The sequence below is a fragment of the Imtechella halotolerans genome, assembly GCF_028743515.2.
Classification (GTDB): domain Bacteria; phylum Bacteroidota; class Bacteroidia; order Flavobacteriales; family Flavobacteriaceae; genus Imtechella; species Imtechella halotolerans.
Genome location: NZ_CP117969.2, coordinates 347,752 through 368,999, shown reverse-complemented (window position 1 = coordinate 368,999; position 21,248 = coordinate 347,752). Strand labels below are relative to the sequence as shown.

Below are 21,248 nucleotides of genomic sequence, written 5' to 3'. Positions count from 1 at the left end.
GCCATGAACACGATTAAACAAATTTCAATAATAGCGGCTCTTTTGTCCTTCCCTCTTATAGGGAAGGCACAACAGCTGCCACAATTCACTCAATACATGTTTAACACTATTTCTATCAACCCGGCTTATGCAGGAAGTAGAGAAGCTTTAAACATCACTGCACTACACCGAAGCCAATGGGCTGGCTTTGAAGGAGGACCTCAAACTCAAACACTATCTATTCATTCACCATTACGTAATGAGAAGGTTGGACTTGGTTTTTCTTTAATCAATGATAAAATTGGAGATCAGAATTTCGCCTATATTTTTGGAGACTTTTCATATACCATTAGAACAGGTGTAAACACAGAGCTTGCATTTGGATTAAAAGGTGGTTTTAGTCACTACAATTTAGACCAGGCTACTGTATCACAGGATAACACCCTAGAGAACATAAACTCTTGGACTCCAAACTTAGGTGCAGGTATCTATCTCCACTCAGACATGTGGTATTTGGGCCTATCCGCACCTAGATTTATTAATCAAAAATATCATGATGCCACTGATGTTCTTATCGAGGCTAATGAGAGGGTAAGTTATTATTTAACAGGTGGTTACGTGTTCAATCTTAACAAAAACCTAAAATTCAAGCCTTCTACTATCTTCAAATTAACTAATGGCGCACCTGCGAGTTATGATGTTACAGCCAACTTCTTAATTAATGAAAAGTTATGGCTTGGAGCCGCCTACCGTTTTAATGACGCTGACAGTTTTGGAGCTATTGCCGATTTTCAAGTGTCTGATCAATTCCGAATAGGATATGCCTATGATTATCCTAAAGGTGATATAAGACCCTATACTTCAGGTTCTCATGAAATCATCCTGATATATGAGTTGAAGTTTATTAAATCCAAACTCAAATCTCCAAGATATTTCTAATACTTAAATGCGTAACAACATGAAAAAGCTATACAAAATATGTCTTTTGATCCTGGTGATGACAAGCTCAACCCTTGTAGCTCAGCAGGTCAAACAACAACGTGCCGATCGTTTGTTTAACAACTTTTCGTTTGTAGATGCCATTGAAGTATATAAAGACTTGGTGGATAAGGATTACAATGCGGACTATGCCAAAAGAAGAATTGCTGACAGCTACCTTCTATTAAGAGAGCCATCCAATGCCATCCCGTATTTACAAGAGGTAGTACAACAAGAAAATGTACCTTCGGAATATTACTTTCAATATGCTCAGGCATTAAGAGCAGTAGAAAACTATGACGAGTCAACTATCTGGATGGAAAAATACAACTCATCTAATGGTGACAATAGAGCTGAAAAGTATCTAAAGAAAAGTAACTTCGTTACACAAGTTTTCAATGCCAAACAACAGTACAAGATTAAATCTGTAGGTTTCAATACCAAATACAGCGACTTTGGCGCCATAGAACACAACGATGAAATATATTTCGTTTCATCACGTGATGAAGGGGTGTCCACTAAGAGACTATATTCATGGAACATGCAACCTTTTCTAGATGTGTATCAAACAAGTAAAGAAGCTACTAATGTTGATCATAAATCGAAACTAAAGGGAGATGTTAACACACAATATCACGATGGCCCTGTGACGATTTCAAGAGATGGTAATACCATGTACTTTGTTCGTAATAACTATCTAGATGGAAAGGGTAAAGATGAAGAAGGAATAGTTAATCTTAAAATATATAGAGCTTCATTGGTAAATGACCAATGGAAAAACATAACAGAACTTCCATTCAATAGTGACCTATACTCTACCGCTCATCCTAGCTTAAGCAGAGATGGCAAAAAGTTATACTTTGCCTCAGATATGCCGGGCGGTAAAGGAGGTTACGACATTTACGTAGTAGATGTGAATAAGGATGGATCAGTTGGTACTCCGCAGAATTTAGGAGATGTAATTAACACTCCTGGAAATGAGGTATTTCCTTTCGTAAACAATGAAGACAATATGTTTTTCTCTTCAGATGGACATGTGGGTCTAGGTATGTTAGACGTTTTTGCCTCCATTAAAGATAAAGAAGGGAACTTTATGGATGTGGTAAATATTGGTGTTCCGGCAAACAGCAGTAAAGATGATTTTGCCTTTTTCCTTAATGAAGACGGTATCACAGGATATATCTCTTCAAACAGAAGTGGTGGAATGGGAGATGACGATATTTATGCATTTACAAGAACTCCCCTACTCATGCTTAAAGGTACCGTTACAGATGCGATTAATAACCGACCAATACCTAATGCTAAAATTCAGCTAATGGAAAGCGGAAAAGAAATAGCATATGTAGTAACGGATGACAAAGGATACTATGAAATTAATATTGACCGCAATACAGACTATCACATTGTAGGAAGTCAAGATAAATATGTTTCAGATTCGAAGGACTTCACTTCTAGAAATTTGAAACCAACTACTGAAGAAATTATCGTTGATTTGGTATTAAGCCCTGTTGAAGATGTGGTTAAACTCGCTGAACTGGATAATATTTACTTCGATTTTGATAAGCACAATATCCGACCTGATGCTGCTGCCGAACTGGACAAAATTGTAAATCTAATGAACAATATTTATCCTGAAATGGTTATTCGAATAGAATCACATACGGATGCCAGAGGTAGCTTAAGTTATAACGATAGATTATCTATTGATCGTGCCAATTCTACCTATGAGTACCTAATTAGTAAAGGAATCTCGAAAGATCGTATTACGTCTGTAGAAGGATTTGGTAAACGAAGACTTACCAACGGTTGTGATGGAAGCCATCCATGTGAAGAACAGGCTCACCAACTGAACCGTAGAACGGAATTCATTGTAGTTAAAATGAAAAATTAACACTGTTTTTAATTTACCTTTTTAATACCTAAAAGCCCCGCTAAATAATACTAGCGGGGCTTTTTAAATTTCAACCATCTTGGATATGTATAATTCTGACTCATATAAAGTGTAGGAGAATCCCTTTTGTCTAACCTCAAAGTAAGCTCTTAAACTCAGTAAGGGTCCTCACTACACTTTAAATATTTATCATTAAAAAAGGGGAGACTGAAACCAACCTAATAATGTCTCCCCTTTAATAGAAAGTAGGGCTATGCCTCCATCTATAATAAACTATTTCATAAAATAGGAAGAGGTACAACCTCCATGCCCTTTCTAAATACCCCTTCCCTATTAGTGTAAACATGATGTATATTTATTACCATCCTTCAACATAGGATGTGAATACTTTAATCATCTAAGCATTAAGACACACATTTTTATAATAGGTCACTTTTCACCATAAAAAAAACTCCTCAACAACGTTGAAGAGTTTACATAATATAGCTATTCAGCTAATTAAAAAAACTGTTTAAGACCTCCTAAGGATGCTTCATCTATATTGGAACGTTGTAAAGCTTCAATAAGAGTACTCATGTTTTCCGGTTTCATATCTTTTCCCAAAACACGAACCAACGCAAAACCTTTGTCGTCGCTACTGCCGAAAAGAATCAATTCGTCTATTTCTTCATCGGTACCCAAATACTTAATGACTCCTTTCATGTGCTTATCATTTATGCGCATTAAGTCTTGATACTTTCCACTTTTTAAAATTTCATTAACGCGCATACGTTCTTCATTGTATACCGCTTGATTATCATCTTTTAAAGGCAGAATAAGAACATTTAATTTTTTAACTGATTTATAAGCTTCCTTTTGCTCCTTTGTAAGCGATTCCTGATCAATCTTCAATATACTTGCTGGTAAATCAACTGAAATAAAATCACTTCGTTGTGCACCCTCTACTAGGTATTCTTGAAGGGAAGTACTACTAGTACAGGAAAAGAAAAGAAGGGAAGCTACCAGAAGTAGCATCTTGGTTACATACTTGATAACTGTTGCCATTTTTTGATTGTTTTTAGTGGTTAAAAAACTCCACAGTATCCTGTGGAGTTTTTAAATTAAATTATTTGTTTCCAGCCTTATCGAGCTCTGAAGGTAAATTCATTTTCTTAGTCAGGGTACTGATCTTATTAAGGTCAATATCACCTGTCAGGGATAAGAGAACTGTTTCCACCTTTCTATCTCCAGGCATTTTAGCTGTTCCATTAATTCCGTCAACAAACATCAAAAGTTCTTTAACGTGATCCGCATCTTTACCTTGACGGATATAAAATTTAACATTAGCATCTTTATCTTTAACTCTCATTAACTCTTCCATTGCTGATGATTTTAGGTACTTATCCACGGTTGACTTCATGTCTGCGGCAACCGATTTATTTTCGGTAACAAATACCCTAAGATTATGTAGACTTTTAGTGAGTTCCATAAACTCTTTAGCTTCTTTATCTTCGGCATCAATACGAGAGAAAAGTTCAAACATCTTTTTAGTAACAACCACTGTTGTAACATTATCAGACTCTTCAAATTTGTCAAAAATTGACTGAGCAAAAGTGGCCATTGGTAGGGCCAAAAGTGCAACTAATAAAACGATCTGTTTTTTCATGGTAGGATATAGATTATTTATTTTCATGACTTCTTACTTAATTGTTGATTAGGATTTTGTTTTTAGCAGTTTCAAATTCACCAAGATATTCAATGGACTGTGCACCTTTATTTAATTTTAAAGAAACAAACTCCAATGCATCCTTGGTTTGTTGGTAGGCCAACAGTTCTTCATCAGACAATTGAGACGATGTACTGAATGGGTTCCCAAAATAAATGCCAAAAACAAAAACTGCAACTGCTGCCACCGAAATCCACCGAATAAGGGTATTAAATTTTCTCGAAGGTTTTGATGGAAGGGGCTTGGTATACTGCTCTTCTTTGGCTCTGGAAAAGAATGCAAACATAGAACGATATTCCTCCAAATGTGGCGCCACATTCTCTTGTGAAAAATAATGTTGAAGTTCCTGCTCTTCCGCTGTACTTGTGTCAGCTTCAAAGTACTTTACCAATAATGTTTCTATTCTACTTAGTTCCATAACTATGTTTTTTTAACAAAGCCTCACGTATTGTTTTTCTTGCTCTTGAAAGAGCCACACGTATGGCTGTAGCATTCATGTCTAACATTTTTTCAATTTCATCAAATTCATATTGTTCAATATCTCTTAATTGAACAATGATTCGTTGTTGCTCCGGCAGAGTTTGCATAATTCGTTGTACCCACTGCAAGCTATCTTCAACCTCTACTTGATGATACACTGAACTCTTTTCATCCTTGTAATTACTATGAACAAGGGTTAAGTTACTTGCTTGTTTTGACTTAAGTCTGTCAAGACAGAAATTTTTAGTCATTGTCATCGCAAAAGCTTCCACATTGTTGTAATTACCTATCCCCTCCTTTTTATCCCACAACTTTAAAAGGACCTCTTGTGTCGCATCCTCAGCCTCCTCGGTTGAAACCAATAATCTCTTGGCCATCCGAAAAAGTTTGTCTTTAAAAGGCATTACAGTATGTAAAAACTCTGCTTGAGTCATTGGTATTGGTTGCTTATATCTTCTAGACGAATGACAATAAATTTTGTTACAAAAATTTTAATTTCAAAATATTGTAAATACATTTACAACAATAGAATAAAAGAAATATCCAATATACGGTATAAAAAATCAAATACGTACACTGGAACATATTTGCTAACTCAACAACTCTTTGAAGAAACTATTTAATAAGGACATACGTAATAACCTAATAAACCGTTAACTTTAAGGTTTGTTATACATTAATTCAACACTTTAATTCATGAAAAAGATTTTCCTACTTTTATTTTTATCAATCACCATTTTTAGTTGTAAGGACAATGATGATGATGCTACCAGACCTTCAAGTGATTTAGCTATTCATGATTTTATTTGGAGAGGAATGAACCAGTTCTACTACTGGCAGGAAGATGTGCCTAATCTAGATGATAATGCCTTTACTCCTTCGCAATACACCAATTTCCTTAAACAATTTAACGATCCTGAAGACCTTTTTTATAGCCTTCTATACGATAGAAATGTGTCCGATAGATTTTCATGGATTGTAGATGATTATGAAGCACTACTTAGCTCTTTTAGAGGGGAAGGAGAAGCTTACGGATTTGAAATAGGTGATTTAGTTAGAGTAGGGCAAACCAATCAGGTTGTGCTTTATGTAGGCTATGTGATTCCAAATTCTCCTGCTGCCGATGCAGGCATGAAACGCGGAGATATCATCTATCGATTTGATGATGTAACACTTAATACTTCCAATTATCTTGTTGTAAATAATTACTACAGAAACAACACCATTAAATTAGAATTTGCTACTGTAGCAGGAGAAACGGTTACACCTACTGGGGGTATTTCGACTTTAGCTATTCGTCCAGTTCAGGAAAATCCAATTCATTTTAGCAATGTATTTGAATATGGTGGCAAAAAAATAGGTTATCTCACTTATAACAGCTTTAACAACTCCTATCACAATGAATTAAATGAGGTGTTTGGGACATTCAAAACAGAAGGAATTGAAGAACTTGTTTTAGATCTTAGGTACAACGGTGGTGGATCCGTATTAACCTCGGCGTACCTTGCTAGTATGATTTATGGTAATGCAACCACTACAGATCATTTTGCAAGGCTTATGTTCAACAGTAAAAATAGTAGTGAGAATGGCGCTTATCCTTTTTATGATCAGGCCAACATTTACGATAAAACTACAGGAAATGCTACTGGTACAAAAGTAACCATAAATAGGTTAACTTCATTAACACGATTGTATGTACTAATGAGTGATGGAACCGCATCTGCTAGTGAGATGATTATAAATGGACTATTACCCTATATGGAAGTCATTACAATAGGTGAACAATCCTACGGGAAAAATGTAGGCTCAATTACCCTATTCGACTCTCCTTCATTTATGCAAAGTAATGTGAATCCGAATCATAAATATGCAATGCAGCCAATTGTTTTTAAAATATTCAACAAAAACAATGAAAGCAACTATACAGAAGGATTTATACCTCAATTTGAGGTATTGGAAAGAAATTACTTCCGTGATATCAAACCTTTTGGCAATATTGAAGAACCCTTACTTAAAGCAGCTCTAGATGATATGACCAGTGGTATGGCAAGATTTAGCCAAGAAATGATTTCCCCAGTTGAAGCCTTAAAGGGAATCAAAGAAAAACCCTTTACAAAAGAAATGTATATACTTCCAGGAGAACAATTTTAATAAAACTATAAAAGTCCCGTTTATCACGGGACTTTTAATTTGGAATAAAGTTCAGTTCAATCCCAAACCAACTTTAGAACTGTAACGACATTCCTATTCTTGCATTTCTACCACGTGTTGTATACCCTAAAATTTCTGTATAGTCTTCATTTAAAAGATTAGTAACTGTAGCAAAAACTTTTAATCTAGATAACAATTGATGACTCACATAAATGTCAAGTAAGCCATAAGCATCCAATGTAACATCTTGATAGGTAGTAAAATCTCTATCTGTACGTTCGGCATTATACTGGTAGCTAACTGAAGTGTAGGTCTTTGAATTCCATTTAAAACCAACCAAACTATTAAGTTTATGTTTTGGAATGCGTAAAACAGCTACATCATCTTTTTCTGTAAAGGTATAATTCACAGACATTGATAACTTATTCCCAATGGAAGCATCAGCTTCTACTTCAACTCCTCTAACTTTGAAATCCCTATCAACGTTATCGTATCCACCATCGTAAGTAACTGGATCTGTATATACATAATCTATAAAATTCTTTTCTAGTCGCTCAAAATATAGAGTACTTAAACGAATATTCTTATTAACCTTCCACTCAACACCTCCTTCTTTGGTGATATTTTCCTCGGCTTTTAAATCAGAGTTACCTCCCCATGTAGCATATAATTGGTACAAGGTGGGTGCTATATACGAAGTACTATAACTTCCAAAGAACTTAGTATATCCTGAATTTGTTGCTAATGTATACGAAGGATTTAAATTGTATACCCAATGACTTCCGTATATACTATGATTATTATTTCGAACACCTCCGTTAAAATTCAATCCAAAATCAGAAACATACACAAGATTCAAATAAGGATCGGCGTAGTGTATTTGATGTTCTGATGCAAAACGAGCGTAATCTTGTTTATAATTTACTCCGACAATCGCATGTAAACGATCTCCAATCTTATTTTTACTGAAAGCATCAACTATATGATTTTTTGCATAATACGAATTAGGATAGGTTGATTCAATTTCGCGATTGATTTCAGTAAAAGCCGCGTTCACATTTACACTCCCGATACGATAGTTAAATTTTGGGGCTACTCCTACCCTATATTGTTTACTTCTTGAAAGGAAGTCTGCGTCTTCCATTGGGTAACTATTATCATAATGAGCATAATAGTTGTCCCAATTACCATAAACAGCCATTTCAAAAGCTTTTCCCGCACCATACCCTAGTTTTACTTGGGCATTCTGTCTGGAAAAAGGATCTCTCTCCGTCGCACCATTCACATTTAAGGCAGAAAGACCATCAGTAAATTGATGAGAAAATCCACCCAAATAGGTAAATGCACCTAAGGTCCCACTAAGGGTCGCACTATTGCTAAAATCAGCAGGATTATATGCCGAATCATCTTGGGATTGATTACTAGCAATTGTAGAACTGAAAATTGCTGAAATTTTCTTTTGAGAAGCCTTCCGTGTTGTAATATTAATTACGGCTGTGGCCGCACCATTTCCGTAAAGTGTACTCGCGGCACCTTTTACAATTTCGATAGATTCAATCTGATCAGAAGAAAGCAAACGCATATCAAAATCTGATGCAATTTGAGAGGCATCATTCATTTGAATACCATCAATTAAAACCAACACCTGACGATTATTACCTCCGCGAACAAAATACCCTAAATTTTGACCTGCATTACTACGACTTCCAGCTATTTCAATACCAGAGATGGTATTAATCACCTCTGCTACTGTTTTTCCTTGTTGATTATCCAACATAGCTCTGGTCACCTTTATGACAGTTTTTCCAGAATGTTCACGCTTTAATTCAAATCGCGAATCAGATACCACTACTTCCTCTAAGGTTTCTACTGAGGATTCTTTGTCTTTTTGTTGCGAAAAAGACAACGCACACGTTAGCGCCAACACGCCAAACGAACACATTTTTTTGTTCATAAACTGTTTAATTATGGGAAAAAAGTATGGATTCCATACGCAAACTTTTATCCCGAAAGTTTGACAATCATTTGTTTGAAAATGGCAGGTCTCCTGGCTTGCGTCTAGTTGCGGCCTTCCCATCGTTAAAAAACGACAGTGGCATGAGGTGGCAACAAGCATTTCTAACAATTAGAAACTAAGCTTACAGTTGCGGGAACAGCTCAAGAATTAATACTTTAAAGAAAAAATCTTGCCTAAAAAGTATCTCACTTGATTCCCTTTTAATCAAAATGATATCACATCATTCTGAACCATATTTCATTTGCGAAAGTAAAACATTTTATTAATTCTATACTAAAAAGATTTATTAATCTTATTTTTGAAACCGTTATGAAAGTATACTTATATCTCATCCTTTTTTTTCTTTTACTAAGTTGTCAAACTAAAAAAGAAGACAAATCAACAGGTCAAAAAAAGACCATATCGCTTCAGTATGCAAATGGATTTAATATTGAAAAGGAAGGTGATTTCACCTATATTACAGTAAGCAATCCTTGGCCTGAGGCCGATAAACCATTCGTTTATCTTTTAGCTCCCAAAGGAACCACACCGACAAAAAACAAAACTTATGATGCTTTTATTTCGGTACCCATTTCTCGTCTTGTTGTTACCTCAACAACTCATATTCCAGCCCTGGAGGCTCTGGGGGTTTTAAATACGTTAGTAGGATTTCCAGATACCCGTTATATTTCTTCTGAGGCGGCAAGGAAACGAATTGATAATGGAAGTATTACTGAATTAGGGGTGAATGAATCGATAAACACTGAAATTTTACTCGAATTGGCACCTGAGGTAGTGATTGGGTTCTCTATCAATAACCAAAATAAAACATATCAAACCATTGAAAGAAGTGGTATTCCAGTGGTTTACAATGGAGATTGGAATGAAACTTCTCCTCTAGGTAAAGCAGAGTGGATTAAATTCTTCGCTCCATTCTTTCAAAAAGAATCTTTAGCAGATTCCCTGTTTAACGAAATAAAATCTAATTACCAACAGGCAAAGGAAATTGCAGCCAACGCGACTAAAAGGCCGACAGTATTTAGTGGGGCAATGTATAAAGATGTGTGGTATCTTCCCGCAGGTGAAAGCTGGGCGGCGCAATTTATTGAGGATGCGAACGCGGAATATTTATGGAAAGACACCAAAGGAACAGGAAGTCTTGCCCTTAGTATTGAAAGCGTGTACGACACAGCAATCAACGCTGACTTTTGGATTAGTCCATCCCAATTCACCAATTATACACAAATGGAATCAGCTAATAAAATGTACATGGAGTTCGCGGCTTTTAAACAAAAGCATATCTATACCTACAATAAAACTATAGGTGCCACCGGAGGCTCTTTATATTTTGAACTAGCTCCCCAGCGACCTGATCTTATATTAAAGGATTTAATTTATATTTTCCATCCTGAACTAATGCCTGAGCATGAACTATTCTTCTTTAAACCCTTGGATTAATTGATTTTAAAACGAACATACTCTCTTGCCTTTGGTATACTAATCATAGTACTCATTGGTTGTTTTCTACTTAACCTATCATTGGGTTCAGTATCCATCCCATTTGAAGAAATACTCACTGTACTTGGTGGAGGATCTGCCTCTAAAACTACCTGGCAGCACATCATTTTAGAATATCGCCTACCAAAAGCACTTACTGCCATATTGGTGGGGTGCGGTTTATCCATATCAGGTCTGTTAATGCAAACACTTTTTAGAAATCCACTTGCAGGACCATTTGTACTAGGAATAAGTTCAGGTGCTAGCCTTGGTGTAGCCATACTCATTATGGGTAGTTCTCTGATAGGATGGCAATTTATAAGTACTTCATATTCATTGGCAATTGCATCTAGTTTAGGTAGTTTTCTGGTATTATTGGCAGTAATCATAGTGGCCTCTAGGGTAAGAGATACTATGGCCATCCTTATTATTGGATTGATGTTTGGAAGCATAACCTCAGCTATTGTGAGTGTTCTATCCTATTTTAGTAAAAGTGAACAACTTAGACAGTATGTTTTTTGGAATTTTGGTAGTCTGGGGGATGTAAGTTGGCAGCAACTTCAATTGTTTGCATGCATTATTTGTGCTGGAATCCTTTTTACCATTTATGTACTAAAAGCTTTAAATGCATTCCTATTAGGGGAGAACTATGCACGTAGCCTTGGAATAGACATTAAAAAGACACGTTTCATTATAATTATTGCCACCAGTTTATTAGCTGGTGGAGTAACTGCATTTGCTGGCCCAATTGCGTTCATAGGTTTAGCTGTACCTCATATGGCTAAACAACTGTTTAAAACAACGAATCATACTATTATTTTACCGGCAACCTTTTTTATTGGTGCTATTTTAATGTTACTTTGTGATACCATTGCACAATTACCGGGTAGCCAATTCTCCTTACCCATCAATGCGATTACATCACTGATAGGAGCACCTGTAGTTATATGGTTATTAGTGCGTAAACGAAAAATGATTTTTTAAAATTGACAGCCATTAAAGACCAAACCAGACATAGTGTTTTAAGTACCGATTCTTTAAGCATCGGATATCGGACAAAAAGGGAGGAACTATTTTTGGCCGACGATGTAACTTTTGATCTATTCAAAGGGGAACTTGTTGCTTTGGTTGGTGCCAATGGAATTGGAAAATCAACACTGCTACGAACACTTGCAGGAATTCAACCTGCCCTAAAAGGTAGTATCTCTATAGATAATAGACCACTTGAAAATTACCCGCCTGAGCATCTTGCCACAGTATTAAGTCTAGTTCTAACAGAACCAATCGCTGCAAAAAGTCTTACAGTTGTGGAAGTAATAGCGCTAGGCAGACAGCCCTATACAAATTGGTTAGGCACCTTGAACCCAAGTGACATTCATAAGGTAAAAGAAGTTGTTCAACAACTCCAATTATCAGATATTCAACACAAAAAATGTTACGAACTAAGTGATGGTCAACTTCAAAAAGTAATGATAGCTAGAGCCTTGGCACAAGACACTTCTCTTATCATCCTCGATGAACCTACCACTCATCTTGATATTTATCACAAAGCATACATTCTAAAATTATTGAAAAAAATTGCTCATGAGACTCAGAAAACAATTTTGTTTTCTTCACATGAAATGGATTTGGCTATCCAACTTTGCGACAAAATGATGGTATTAGCCAATAAAAAAGTAATGGTGGACACCCCTTGTAATCTCATTGAAAAAGGCAGTTTTCAATCAATCTTTCCTAAAGAAATCATCGAATTTGATTCTAAAACTGGAGTTTTTAGAATCAAGTAACACCTATTTCGTTAATAAATTCAGCCTAGCCAATCTTGAGGAATTCTAGGTATATATTATATTTACAAAAATCATTTTCGCATGTCAGAACCTATCACCTTATTCTTAATTTCTCTTGCCTCGATGGCTATAGGCGCATTCTTAGGTCGTTATTTTCAATCACTTAAAACAAGCTCCATAACTAGTGCTGCTCAAGAACGTGAAAATCAGTTAAGAGCATCCTTGGAAGAACATCGCTCGAAGATAGATATTCTCAATGATGAAAAGGAGCATATCCGCTCGGAAAAAGATGCACTTGCCATTGAACTAAGTAGTCGTAATACAGAATTCGAAAACTTAAAAAGTAAAATGGACGAGCAAAAGGAGGAAGTAAAACAACTTCAGGAGAAATTCACTAAAGAATTCGAAAATCTTGCAAATAAAATTCTGGAAGAGAAAAGTAATAAATTCACAGAGCAGAATCGTGAAAACATAAAAAACATTCTAAATCCACTTCAAGATAAAATTAAGGACTTTGAAGAAAAAGTAGAACGATCGCAAAAAGAAAGTGTAGGGCTTCATGCCTCATTGAAGGAACAACTTCAATTCCTTGAGAAACAAAATTTAAAGATCACAAAAGAAGCTGAAAATCTTACCAAAGCACTTAAAGGGGAAAGCAAAACACAAGGAAATTGGGGTGAATTGATTTTAGAACGTGTGTTAGAAAAATCAGGACTAGATAAAGGATTAATGTACGAGACACAGCAAAGCTTCACTACCGAAACGGGTAATAGATTACAACCCGACGTAATAATTAATCTTCCTGACGGAAAAAAGATGGTGGTAGATGCTAAAGTATCTCTTACCGCGTATGAGCGCTATGCAAATGAAGAGGATGAAGATCTAAAAAACAATCATCTTAAAGAACACGTTCGCTCTATAAAAAAACATGTTGAAGACTTAAGTGGCAAAAACTACCATGATCTATTGGGTATTGACAGCCCTGATTTTGTATTACTATTTATCCCCATAGAACCTGCGTTTGCTGTAGCTTTACATGAGGATGACACCTTATATAGCAAAGCTTTTGAAAAAAATATCGTTATCGTTACACCCACTACCCTATTAGCTACACTTCGCACAATCGACAGTATGTGGACCAACCAAAAACAACAGGAAAATGCATTGGAGATTGCCAGACAAGCAGGAGCCTTATATGATAAATTCGAAGGCTTTGTTACCGATTTAATTGGAATCGGTAAGAAAATGGATGATGCTAAAGTTGAATACGGAAAGGCTATGAATAAACTTGTTGATGGAAGAGGAAATATTGTAACTAGTATTCAAAAACTTAAATCAATGGGTGCAAAAGCCAAAAAATCAATCCCCGAAAGCTTACTGAAAAGAGCTAATGAAAACGACCAACTAAACCCATAATTCATGACTAAATCATTTAAAACCGTTGCTGCATCTCAGGTAACTATATCACAGCTTATGCTACCATCGCACACCAATTTCAGTGGAAAAATACACGGAGGGTTCATTCTTTCATTATTGGACCAAATTGCATTTGCATGCGCTTCGAAACACTCAGGGACCTATTGTGTAACAGCATCTGTTGACACTGTAGACTTTCTGCAACCCATAGAAGTAGGTGAACTAGTAACCCTTAAGGCATCCATTAATTTTACAGGCAACACTTCAATGATCGTCGGTATACGAGTAGAGGCTGAAAATATCCAAACAGGTCATGTAAAGCACTGTAATTCTTCTTACTTTACAATGGTTGCCAAAAATAGTGATGGAAGCAACGCCCAGGTTCCGGGTATTATACTTTCCTCTAAAAATGAATTACGTCGTTTTTTGAAAAGTATCAAACGAATTGAGCTGAAACATGAACGCCATAATTATAGCGCTACTGAAGAGTATACAGATGGCAACTTAGATAAATACAATGTTCAGGTAGCCATTACCGAGTAATAAAAAAAGCGGCTCAATACTATTGAACCGCTTTTTTTTCATCTTTATATCTCGTGTTACTTACTTAAGTACATTTTTCTTCGAGAATACAATTCATAGAACTGATCATCTTTTAAATCATCTATAAAGAGAATACTTTCACCTGTACTCTTCATCTCTGGTCCTAACTTTTTATTTACTTTAGGAAACTTGTTAAACGAGAATACTGGTTGTTTAATGGCATACCCTTCAAGTCTTGGATTAAATGTAAAGTCAGTAACTTTATTCTCACCTAACATTACCTTAGTGGCATAATTCACATATGGTTCCCCATATGCCTTGGCAATGAATGGGACTGTACGTGATGCACGTGGGTTAGCTTCAATAATATATACTATATCATCCTTAATGGCAAACTGTATATTTATAAGACCTACCGTATTAAGCGCTAAAGCAATAGTGTGCGTATGATCTTTAATCTGTTGCATTACAAACTCTCCCAAATTAAACGGTGGTAAAGTAGCATTGCTATCACCCGAGTGGACTCCACATGGCTCTATATGCTCCATAATACCAATAATGTACACATTCTCACCATCGCAAATGGCATCCGCCTCTGCCTCAATTGCTCCATCTAAATAGTGATCAAGCAACAATTTATTATTTGGAATCTTACGTAATAAATCTACCACGTGTTCTTCTAGTTCCTGCTTATTGATAACAATTTTCATCCCTTGCCCTCCTAACACATAGGACGGACGCACCAATAATGGAAAATCAAGTTCATCAGCTAAATGCAGTGCTTCCTCCGCGGTTTCCGCTACTCCAAATTTTGGATAAGGAATATTATTCTCCTTCAACAAGGTTGAAAAACTACCTCTATCCTCTGCCAAATCAAGAGATTCAAAACTTGTTCCTATAATCTTAATTCCGTACTTATCTAACTTTTCTGCCAATTTAAGTGCTGTTTGCCCTCCTAATTGAACAATAACACCTTCAGGTTTTTCATGTTGTATAATGTCGTAGATATGTTCCCAAAAAACAGGTTCAAAATAAAGTTTATCAGCCGTATCAAAATCTGTAGAGACCGTTTCAGGGTTACAGTTTATCATTATGGTTTCATACCCACATTCTGCAGCTGCCAGTACTCCGTGAACACAACAATAATCAAATTCAATACCCTGCCCTATTCTATTGGGTCCAGAACCGAGCACTACAATTTTCTTGCGGTCAGTTACAATACTATCATTAGCCACATAAGTAGTCCCATCAGGAGTTTCAATTTCCGCCTCAAATGTAGAGTAATAATACGGTGTCATCGCTTTAAACTCTGCGGCACAGGTATCCACTAACTTATACACACGTTTCACACCTTGCTCATCACGCTTATTATGTACTTCACTTTCCCAACAACCAAGCATATGAGCTATTTGTCTGTCAGCAAAACCTTTTTGTTTTGCCTCTAGCAACAGTTCTTTAGGTAAAGTTTCAATTTTATAGGTAGATATTTCCTTCTCTAGCATGTGTAGCTCCTCATATTGTTTTAGGAACCACATATCTATTTTGGTAATCTCGTGAATTCTGCTTAATGGGATTCCCATCTGAATTGCGTCATAGATAACAAAAACACGATCCCAACTTGCATTCGTTAGTTTTTCAATAATTTGATCATAGTTTTTGTAACCTTTCCCATCAGCACCTAGACCATTACGCTTTATTTCAAGGGACTGAGTAGCCTTATGAAGCGCCTCCTGAAATGATCGGCCTATTCCCATCACTTCTCCTACCGACTTCATTTGAAGACCAATGGTACGATCTGCTCCTTCAAATTTATCAAAGTTCCATCTCGGGATTTTTACGATAACATAATCCAAGGTTGGCTCAAACAGCGCCGACGTTGATTTAGTAATTTGATTTTGAAGTTCATCAAGTGTATATCCAATGGCTAGTTTAGAAGCAATCTTTGCAATTGGATATCCTGTAGCCTTCGATGCCAATGCAGAAGAACGGGATACACGCGGATTAATTTCAATAGCAATAATATCCTCTTTTTCATCTGGACTAACAGCAAACTGAACATTACATCCACCCGCAAAATCCCCTATACTACGCATCATTAATATGGCCATATCTCTCATACGTTGGAACGTACGATCGGAGAGTGTCATGGCAGGAGCTACTGTAATGGAATCACCAGTATGGATTCCCATTGGATCCATATTCTCAATAGTACAAATAATTACTACATTATCATTTTTATCACGTAGCAATTCAAGTTCATACTCCTTCCATCCCATCATTGCCTTATCAATCATCACCTCATGAATAGGTGAGATTTCAAGACCACGGGTTAGTAACTCATCAAACTCTTCCTTTTTATATACAACTGAAGCCCCAGCTCCTCCTAAGGTGTAAGAAGCTCTAATAACTAAAGGAAACCCAAACTCTTGAGCTATTTCTTTTCCTTTTAGAAAAGAGTTAGCCGTAGCCTGTGGCGCCATTGGCACTCCTATTTTAATCATCAATTCACGGAACTGCTCCCTGTCTTCAGTGATATTGATTGCTGCAATATCAACTCCAATGATCTCTACTCCGAAGTCCTTCCAAATACCTTTTTCATCTGCCTCAATACAAAGGTTCAATGCAGTTTGCCCTCCCATAGTTGGTAAGACTGCATCAATATTAGGGTGATTTTTTAAGATTTCGATAATCGATTTTGTAGTCAGCGGTTTCAAATACACATGGTCAGCCATGGTAGGATCGGTCATAATCGTTGCCGGGTTGCTATTGATAAGAATGGTTTCTATTCCATCTTCACGTAGCGAACGAAGTGCTTGTGATCCTGAGTAATCAAACTCACAAGCTTGACCAATAACAATTGGACCGGAACCGATAATCAAAATGGATTTTAAATCTTTTCTTTTGGGCATAGTATTCGTATTGTGTTGTTTATGTATAAAATTAAGCAATAAAGTATAAAAAAAAGGTGTTACCTATAAAAGTAACACCTTGTATATTTATCTGATATCAATCATTATTTTTTGTGACGAGGCTCTGAAGAAACACTTAATTTCTTTCTACCTTTAGCTCTTCTACGAGCAAGCACTTTTCTTCCATTGGCAGTAGCCATTCTTTCTCTAAAACCGTGCTTGTTTCTTCTTTTTCTCTTTGATGGTTGAAATGTTCTCTTACTCATGACGTATATCTTTAAATAGCTTCGTGTATATAACTTTTATCTCTGCCTGGAGGTCCTTCCAAAACTGCGGGCAAATATACAAAGACTTTTTTCTTTGACAAGATTTTTTTAAAAATATTTTAACCCAAATACTTTTTAACTATTTGCCCAAGAAACTACCTCAAAAAACGACTTTTGCATCATTTTAAGGTTTTACCTACTCATAGTATTTCGTATCTTTGGCCCTTCAAAATTACAACACTATTATGTATAACAAAAATTTTAAACTAGCAATCGCTACTCTTATTATCGCCTATGCCGTTTATCAATTCATTGAAGGATATATTGGTAATGGTATCTTTCTTATACTTCTCTCCCTAATTTTTATATTTCTGTACTTTCGAAATGAAATCATACTGTTAGCCTTTTTGCGTATGCGTAAACAAGATTTTACGGGAACCAAGAAATGGCTTGATAAAATCAAAAACCCTGAAAGTGCCCTAATCACGAAACAACAAGGATATTATAATTATTTAAATGGAATCTTAGCTTCACAAACCAATCTTACTGAGGCTGAAAAATTCTTTAAAAAGGCATTAAAACTTGGCTTATCCATGGACTACGATGTTGCTATGGCAAAATTAAGCTTAGCAGGAATTGCCATGCAAAAACGCAGAAAACGTGAAGCTACGGAATTATTGTCAGAGGCAAAGAAACTAGACAAACAGAATATGCTTACTGATCAAATAAAAATGATGCAGCAGCAACTAAAAAAAATCTAGATATCACATAAAAAAAATCCCGCCAGTAGCGGGATTTTTTATTATTTATAACTTCCATTTTCAGGAATCTCTATATAGTACTTTTTACGTGAATTATTAATTAGATGTACATCCCTAAGCCAAGGATTATGAATCTTTAATATTTTATAATTAATTCCCTGCGATTTAGCAAAATCAGCCAAGTCAGTAATCGCAGTATCAATTTCTATTTTTTTAGCAGGAATTCTTTTATAGAGATGGTGTTGTTCATAATTAAATCCATACTTTCTCGGATTACTCATAATTTCCTTCATCGCCATAATTCTAAATAGATATCTTCCTGTCTCTTCACCTAACAATATATCATAGTACTCCTTTTCTTTCTGGCGTGTTAATTGACGATTTATACCAGCCTGACCTGCATTATATGCAGCAGCAGCTAAGGTCCAAGTACCCATACGTTCTTTAGCATCTAACAAATATTTACAAGCAACTTCAGTAGATTTTTCCAAATGGTAACGTTCATCAACGTTTGCATTAATTTCAAGTCCATATTGTTTGCCTGTACCTTCCATAATCTGCCAAAATCCGGTAGCCTTGGCAGGAGAAACAACATTCATTAAACCACTTTCAATTACAGCTAGATATTTAAAATCATCCGGGACTCCATATTTCTTTAAAATAGGCTCAATTACAGGAAAGTATTTATTAGCACGTTTAATCATTAGCAATCCATTGGACTGCCAATACATATTAACTAATAACTCTCGATCCATACGCTCCCTGACATCTGGATCAGTCAGTGGCACACTTTCTCCAGCAAAATTGACATTTTCAGGAATATCTATTGCATAGACATTATAACCACTTACAGGGTTATTATCATTCATTGGTAGCTTTTCAGCATTGGGTCCTGCATCACTTTGCACCGCATGAATCAGGGTGCCAGCAACAAACAACAGTCCCACAGTCATTAATCCTTTCTTTACATACTCCATGGCAATAATTTTTTTGATAAAGTTACAATTTCTTCTCGATTCCTTCTTCAATAAGATGTTCTAGATTCTCATTAAACCACTTATACTTATTGATAATTATAATGTGTGTTCCTCCTTTTATAACTATAGCATTTTGGATATATTGTATTGGAAACACAGGGTCTTTATCTCCATGGATATGAATTACACCTGGAGATTCTTTCTCTTGATCCCAGTTAATGATACAATCAAGCGACCAATCGATATATTTTTTATCACGTACAGATAGGTATTTCTCGTATAAAGCCAATCGCTTGGTGACTGCATCACCAAATGCATATTTCGCCAATAATTCAATATTACTTACCAAACCTGTTGGCAAAAGTTTATATACTTTGGTGTATTTCGCCCAAATCATTTTTTTGGGCAATTCATGCTTTGATTTCACACTTGAAACAATAATCAATCGCTTAACAGGAATCACTTTCGCCATTTCCTGAACCAAAATCCCCCCAAAAGACACACCTAGCAAAACTGGATTGGGGTGTTTAACTTCCTGAACCATCCTATTAGCGTACGCAAATAATGATTCTCCCTTTTCTGGTAACTTCCAACTCAACCAATGTAGCTCATATTTATCTGTTGGTAATTGGATATGCTCAAAAATGGAAGGATTAGCGGCCATTCCAGGCATACAATACACATGTGTAATCGAATTGTCCATGTAATGCTAAATAATGATTGTCAACTATATTGCTAATTTTTCGTATCTTTGTCCTTCAAAAATAATCATTCTTCTTCAGGATTTTTAAAATTCACTAGCCTTAATTTCTAATAGGCATAGTGGCAATTGCCGTTGATACTGCAAGCATATGTTCTGTAAGAAAATCTCATTAAGAAGGTATTTCGAATGAAAAAAATCATACATAAAGCCCATCAACGAGGATCTGCCGATTACGGATGGCTTAAAGCCAATTACTCTTTTAGTTTTGCCAATTATTACAATCCCGAAAAAATACACTTTGGGGCACTACGTGTCCTAAATGATGATGCAATTGACGCAGGTATGGGATTTGGGACGCATCCTCATGACAATATGGAAATTGTAACCATTGTTTTACAAGGAGCACTTTCTCACAAAGATAGTATGGGCCACCAGGCCACGATCACTCCCGGAGAAGTACAAGTTATGAGTGCAGGCACGGGTGTACAACACTCCGAAATGAATGCTAGTTCATCTACAACCAAATTATTACAAATCTGGGTGTTTCCAGATACTCAGAATGTAACTCCTCGATACGGACAGAAAAAATTTGATCCAGCTGACCAGCAAAATACATTTCAAAATGTTGTTTCACCTAAAGATGATAACGATGGTAAGGCTCTTTGGGTCCACCAACAAACCTATTTTAATTTAGGAAATTTCTCAAAAAATACAAACCATTCCTATACGATTAAGCAAGAAGGCAACGGCGTATACATTTTCTTATTAGAAGGAGAAATAACAATTGCAGGAGAGACACTCCATACAAGAGATGCGATTGGATTATGGGACACTCAAACAATATCATTCACTGCTGAGAGTGACAGTCGTATATTACTAATTGAAGTACTAATGTATTAAAACAATAAACTCATGAATGCACTATTGATTAATGACAATGAATTTTTGCGTCAATTTGAAGTAAAACACAATGACGAACTTGCCAGCATTGAATACTCATTGCAAGACAGAAAAATTTTCTTAACCAAATTAAACCTCCCTGAAAACACCGACAATGAATTTGAAGGTGAATTCATAAAAAGTGTGTTAGAAAACATTCAGGAAAAAAATTTACGTGTAGTTCCAACAAGTCCGGAAATTGCCAAATTTCTTCGAAAGCACAAGGAATTTAAAGACTTGCTCCCGGTAGGAATACGCATCTAATTTTGT

At 36.0% G+C, this 21,248-nt stretch carries 20 protein-coding genes and 1 riboswitch; of the genes, 11 read left to right on the top strand and 9 right to left on the bottom strand.

What is annotated here, in order from left to right; translation table 11 throughout:
* Nucleotides 1-3 precede the first annotated feature (3 nt).
* Together PT603_RS01760 and PT603_RS01755 are read left to right on the top strand one after the other, a co-directional pair.
* On the top strand, nt 4-918 hold the full coding sequence (locus PT603_RS01760; RefSeq protein ID WP_008236085.1) for a PorP/SprF family type IX secretion system membrane protein: 915 nt from the start codon (nt 4-6) through the stop codon (nt 916-918).
* Nucleotides 919-937: 19 nt separating this feature from the next.
* The gene (locus PT603_RS01755) at nt 938-2,848 is read left to right on the top strand and encodes an OmpA family protein (protein WP_040488479.1); all 1,911 of its coding nucleotides are present in this window, start codon (nt 938-940) and stop codon (nt 2,846-2,848) included.
* Between the two features lie 498 nt (nt 2,849-3,346).
* Here the strand turns inward: PT603_RS01755 and PT603_RS01750 are convergent, their stop codons facing one another.
* From PT603_RS01750 to PT603_RS01735, 4 genes are all read right to left on the bottom strand, one after another.
* A complete protein-coding gene (locus PT603_RS01750; protein WP_008236096.1) occupies nt 3,347-3,892 on the bottom strand; it encodes a GFO_1091 family lipoprotein in 546 nt (181 codons plus the stop codon).
* 61 nt (nt 3,893-3,953) lie between these two features.
* Complete coding sequence (locus tag PT603_RS01745) at nt 3,954-4,493, bottom strand: GFO_1090 family protein (RefSeq protein WP_050951104.1); 540 nt, start codon at nt 4,491-4,493, stop codon at nt 3,954-3,956.
* Nucleotides 4,494-4,530: 37 nt separating this feature from the next.
* The gene (locus PT603_RS01740; RefSeq protein ID WP_008236099.1) at nt 4,531-4,971 is read right to left on the bottom strand and encodes a PG0215 family putative anti-sigma factor; all 441 of its coding nucleotides are present in this window, start codon (nt 4,969-4,971) and stop codon (nt 4,531-4,533) included.
* Nucleotides 4,958-5,467: a GFO_1088 family ECF-type sigma factor gene (locus PT603_RS01735; RefSeq protein WP_008236100.1), complete on the bottom strand. Its 510-nt coding sequence runs from the start codon at nt 5,465-5,467 to the stop codon at nt 4,958-4,960. The genes PT603_RS01740 and PT603_RS01735 overlap by 14 nt, the downstream gene beginning before the upstream one ends.
* A 262-nt stretch (nt 5,468-5,729) precedes the next feature.
* On the opposite strand from PT603_RS01735, the gene PT603_RS01730 reads away from it, so the two are divergent.
* Nucleotides 5,730-7,184, top strand: coding sequence for a GFO_1087 family putative carboxy terminal peptidase (locus PT603_RS01730; RefSeq protein WP_008236101.1), 1,455 nt, complete (start codon nt 5,730-5,732; stop codon nt 7,182-7,184).
* A 73-nt stretch (nt 7,185-7,257) separates the two neighbouring features.
* Here PT603_RS01730 and PT603_RS01725 read toward each other — a convergent pair whose 3' ends face one another.
* Nucleotides 7,258-9,138, bottom strand: a complete 1,881-nt coding sequence (locus tag PT603_RS01725) for a TonB-dependent receptor plug domain-containing protein (protein WP_040488480.1) — start codon at nt 9,136-9,138, stop codon at nt 7,258-7,260.
* A gap of 66 nt (nt 9,139-9,204) precedes the next feature.
* Nucleotides 9,205-9,451, bottom strand: a riboswitch (cobalamin riboswitch).
* A 59-nt stretch (nt 9,452-9,510) separates the two neighbouring features.
* Between PT603_RS01725 and PT603_RS01720 the strand changes: the two genes are divergently transcribed.
* The 5 genes from PT603_RS01720 (at nt 9,511) to PT603_RS01700 (ending at nt 14,423) form a co-directional block, all read left to right on the top strand.
* Complete coding sequence (locus PT603_RS01720; protein WP_008237906.1) at nt 9,511-10,638, top strand: ABC transporter substrate-binding protein; 1,128 nt, start codon at nt 9,511-9,513, stop codon at nt 10,636-10,638.
* On the top strand, nt 10,639-11,661 hold the full coding sequence (locus tag PT603_RS01715) for a FecCD family ABC transporter permease (RefSeq protein ID WP_040488610.1): 1,023 nt from the start codon (nt 10,639-10,641) through the stop codon (nt 11,659-11,661).
* An 11-nt stretch (nt 11,662-11,672) separates the two neighbouring features.
* Nucleotides 11,673-12,464 carry an ABC transporter ATP-binding protein gene (locus tag PT603_RS01710; RefSeq protein WP_040488633.1) on the top strand — a complete coding sequence of 264 codons (792 nt, stop codon included), beginning with the start codon at nt 11,673-11,675 and terminating at the stop codon, nt 12,462-12,464.
* 81 nt (nt 12,465-12,545) lie between these two features.
* Nucleotides 12,546-13,880 carry a DNA recombination protein RmuC gene (locus PT603_RS01705; protein WP_008237910.1) on the top strand — a complete coding sequence of 445 codons (1,335 nt, stop codon included), beginning with the start codon at nt 12,546-12,548 and terminating at the stop codon, nt 13,878-13,880.
* 3 nt (nt 13,881-13,883) lie between these two features.
* Nucleotides 13,884-14,423 (top strand): acyl-CoA thioesterase, encoded by a 540-nt coding sequence (locus PT603_RS01700; protein ID WP_008237911.1) that lies wholly within the window; start codon nt 13,884-13,886, stop codon nt 14,421-14,423.
* Nucleotides 14,424-14,479: 56 nt separating this feature from the next.
* On the opposite strand, the gene carB is transcribed toward PT603_RS01700, so the two are convergent.
* Entirely contained in the window at nt 14,480-17,332 is a 2,853-nt protein-coding gene (gene carB / locus PT603_RS01695; protein ID WP_008237913.1) for a carbamoyl-phosphate synthase large subunit, read from the bottom strand.
* A gap of 104 nt (nt 17,333-17,436) precedes the next feature.
* Nucleotides 17,437-17,598 (bottom strand): 50S ribosomal protein L34, encoded by a 162-nt coding sequence (rpmH, locus tag PT603_RS01690; protein ID WP_008237914.1) that lies wholly within the window; start codon nt 17,596-17,598, stop codon nt 17,437-17,439.
* A gap of 245 nt (nt 17,599-17,843) precedes the next feature.
* Between rpmH and PT603_RS01685 the strand changes: the two genes are divergently transcribed.
* Complete coding sequence (locus PT603_RS01685; RefSeq protein ID WP_008237915.1) at nt 17,844-18,359, top strand: hypothetical protein; 516 nt, start codon at nt 17,844-17,846, stop codon at nt 18,357-18,359.
* A 41-nt stretch (nt 18,360-18,400) separates the two neighbouring features.
* Here PT603_RS01685 and PT603_RS01680 read toward each other — a convergent pair whose 3' ends face one another.
* Entirely contained in the window at nt 18,401-19,336 is a 936-nt protein-coding gene (locus PT603_RS01680) for a lytic transglycosylase domain-containing protein (RefSeq protein WP_008237916.1), read from the bottom strand.
* A 22-nt stretch (nt 19,337-19,358) separates the two neighbouring features.
* Nucleotides 19,359-20,039: an alpha/beta hydrolase family protein gene (locus tag PT603_RS01675; protein WP_040488611.1), complete on the bottom strand. Its 681-nt coding sequence runs from the start codon at nt 20,037-20,039 to the stop codon at nt 19,359-19,361.
* 186 nt (nt 20,040-20,225) lie between these two features.
* Between PT603_RS01675 and PT603_RS01670 the strand changes: the two genes are divergently transcribed.
* On the top strand, nt 20,226-20,939 hold the full coding sequence (locus PT603_RS01670; protein ID WP_008237927.1) for a pirin family protein: 714 nt from the start codon (nt 20,226-20,228) through the stop codon (nt 20,937-20,939).
* Nucleotides 20,940-20,951: 12 nt separating this feature from the next.
* Nucleotides 20,952-21,242: a GNAT family N-acetyltransferase gene (locus tag PT603_RS01665; RefSeq protein ID WP_008237930.1), complete on the top strand. Its 291-nt coding sequence runs from the start codon at nt 20,952-20,954 to the stop codon at nt 21,240-21,242.
* The last annotated feature ends 6 nt before the right edge of the window (nt 21,243-21,248 follow it).

Coding starts and splice junctions, on each gene's coding strand:
- PT603_RS01730 (WP_008236101.1), top strand. CDS start 5,730: ATGAAAAAGATTTTCCTACTTTTATTTTTATCAATCACCATTTTTAGT.
- PT603_RS01670 (WP_008237927.1), top strand. CDS start 20,226: ATGAAAAAAATCATACATAAAGCCCATCAACGAGGATCTGCCGATTAC.
- PT603_RS01700 (WP_008237911.1), top strand. CDS start 13,884: ATGACTAAATCATTTAAAACCGTTGCTGCATCTCAGGTAACTATATCA.
- PT603_RS01740 (WP_008236099.1), bottom strand. CDS start 4,971: ATGGAACTAAGTAGAATAGAAACATTATTGGTAAAGTACTTTGAAGCT.
- PT603_RS01755 (WP_040488479.1), top strand. CDS start 938: ATGAAAAAGCTATACAAAATATGTCTTTTGATCCTGGTGATGACAAGC.
- carB (WP_008237913.1), bottom strand. CDS start 17,332: ATGCCCAAAAGAAAAGATTTAAAATCCATTTTGATTATCGGTTCCGGT.
- PT603_RS01735 (WP_008236100.1), bottom strand. CDS start 5,467: ATGACTCAAGCAGAGTTTTTACATACTGTAATGCCTTTTAAAGACAAA.
- PT603_RS01725 (WP_040488480.1), bottom strand. CDS start 9,138: ATGAACAAAAAAATGTGTTCGTTTGGCGTGTTGGCGCTAACGTGTGCG.
- PT603_RS01745 (WP_050951104.1), bottom strand. CDS start 4,493: ATGAAAAAACAGATCGTTTTATTAGTTGCACTTTTGGCCCTACCAATG.
- PT603_RS01685 (WP_008237915.1), top strand. CDS start 17,844: ATGTATAACAAAAATTTTAAACTAGCAATCGCTACTCTTATTATCGCC.
- rpmH (WP_008237914.1), bottom strand. CDS start 17,598: ATGAGTAAGAGAACATTTCAACCATCAAAGAGAAAAAGAAGAAACAAG.
- PT603_RS01675 (WP_040488611.1), bottom strand. CDS start 20,039: ATGGACAATTCGATTACACATGTGTATTGTATGCCTGGAATGGCCGCT.
- PT603_RS01750 (WP_008236096.1), bottom strand. CDS start 3,892: ATGGCAACAGTTATCAAGTATGTAACCAAGATGCTACTTCTGGTAGCT.
- PT603_RS01665 (WP_008237930.1), top strand. CDS start 20,952: ATGAATGCACTATTGATTAATGACAATGAATTTTTGCGTCAATTTGAA.
- PT603_RS01680 (WP_008237916.1), bottom strand. CDS start 19,336: ATGGAGTATGTAAAGAAAGGATTAATGACTGTGGGACTGTTGTTTGTT.
- PT603_RS01720 (WP_008237906.1), top strand. CDS start 9,511: ATGAAAGTATACTTATATCTCATCCTTTTTTTTCTTTTACTAAGTTGT.
- PT603_RS01705 (WP_008237910.1), top strand. CDS start 12,546: ATGTCAGAACCTATCACCTTATTCTTAATTTCTCTTGCCTCGATGGCT.
- PT603_RS01760 (WP_008236085.1), top strand. CDS start 4: ATGAACACGATTAAACAAATTTCAATAATAGCGGCTCTTTTGTCCTTC.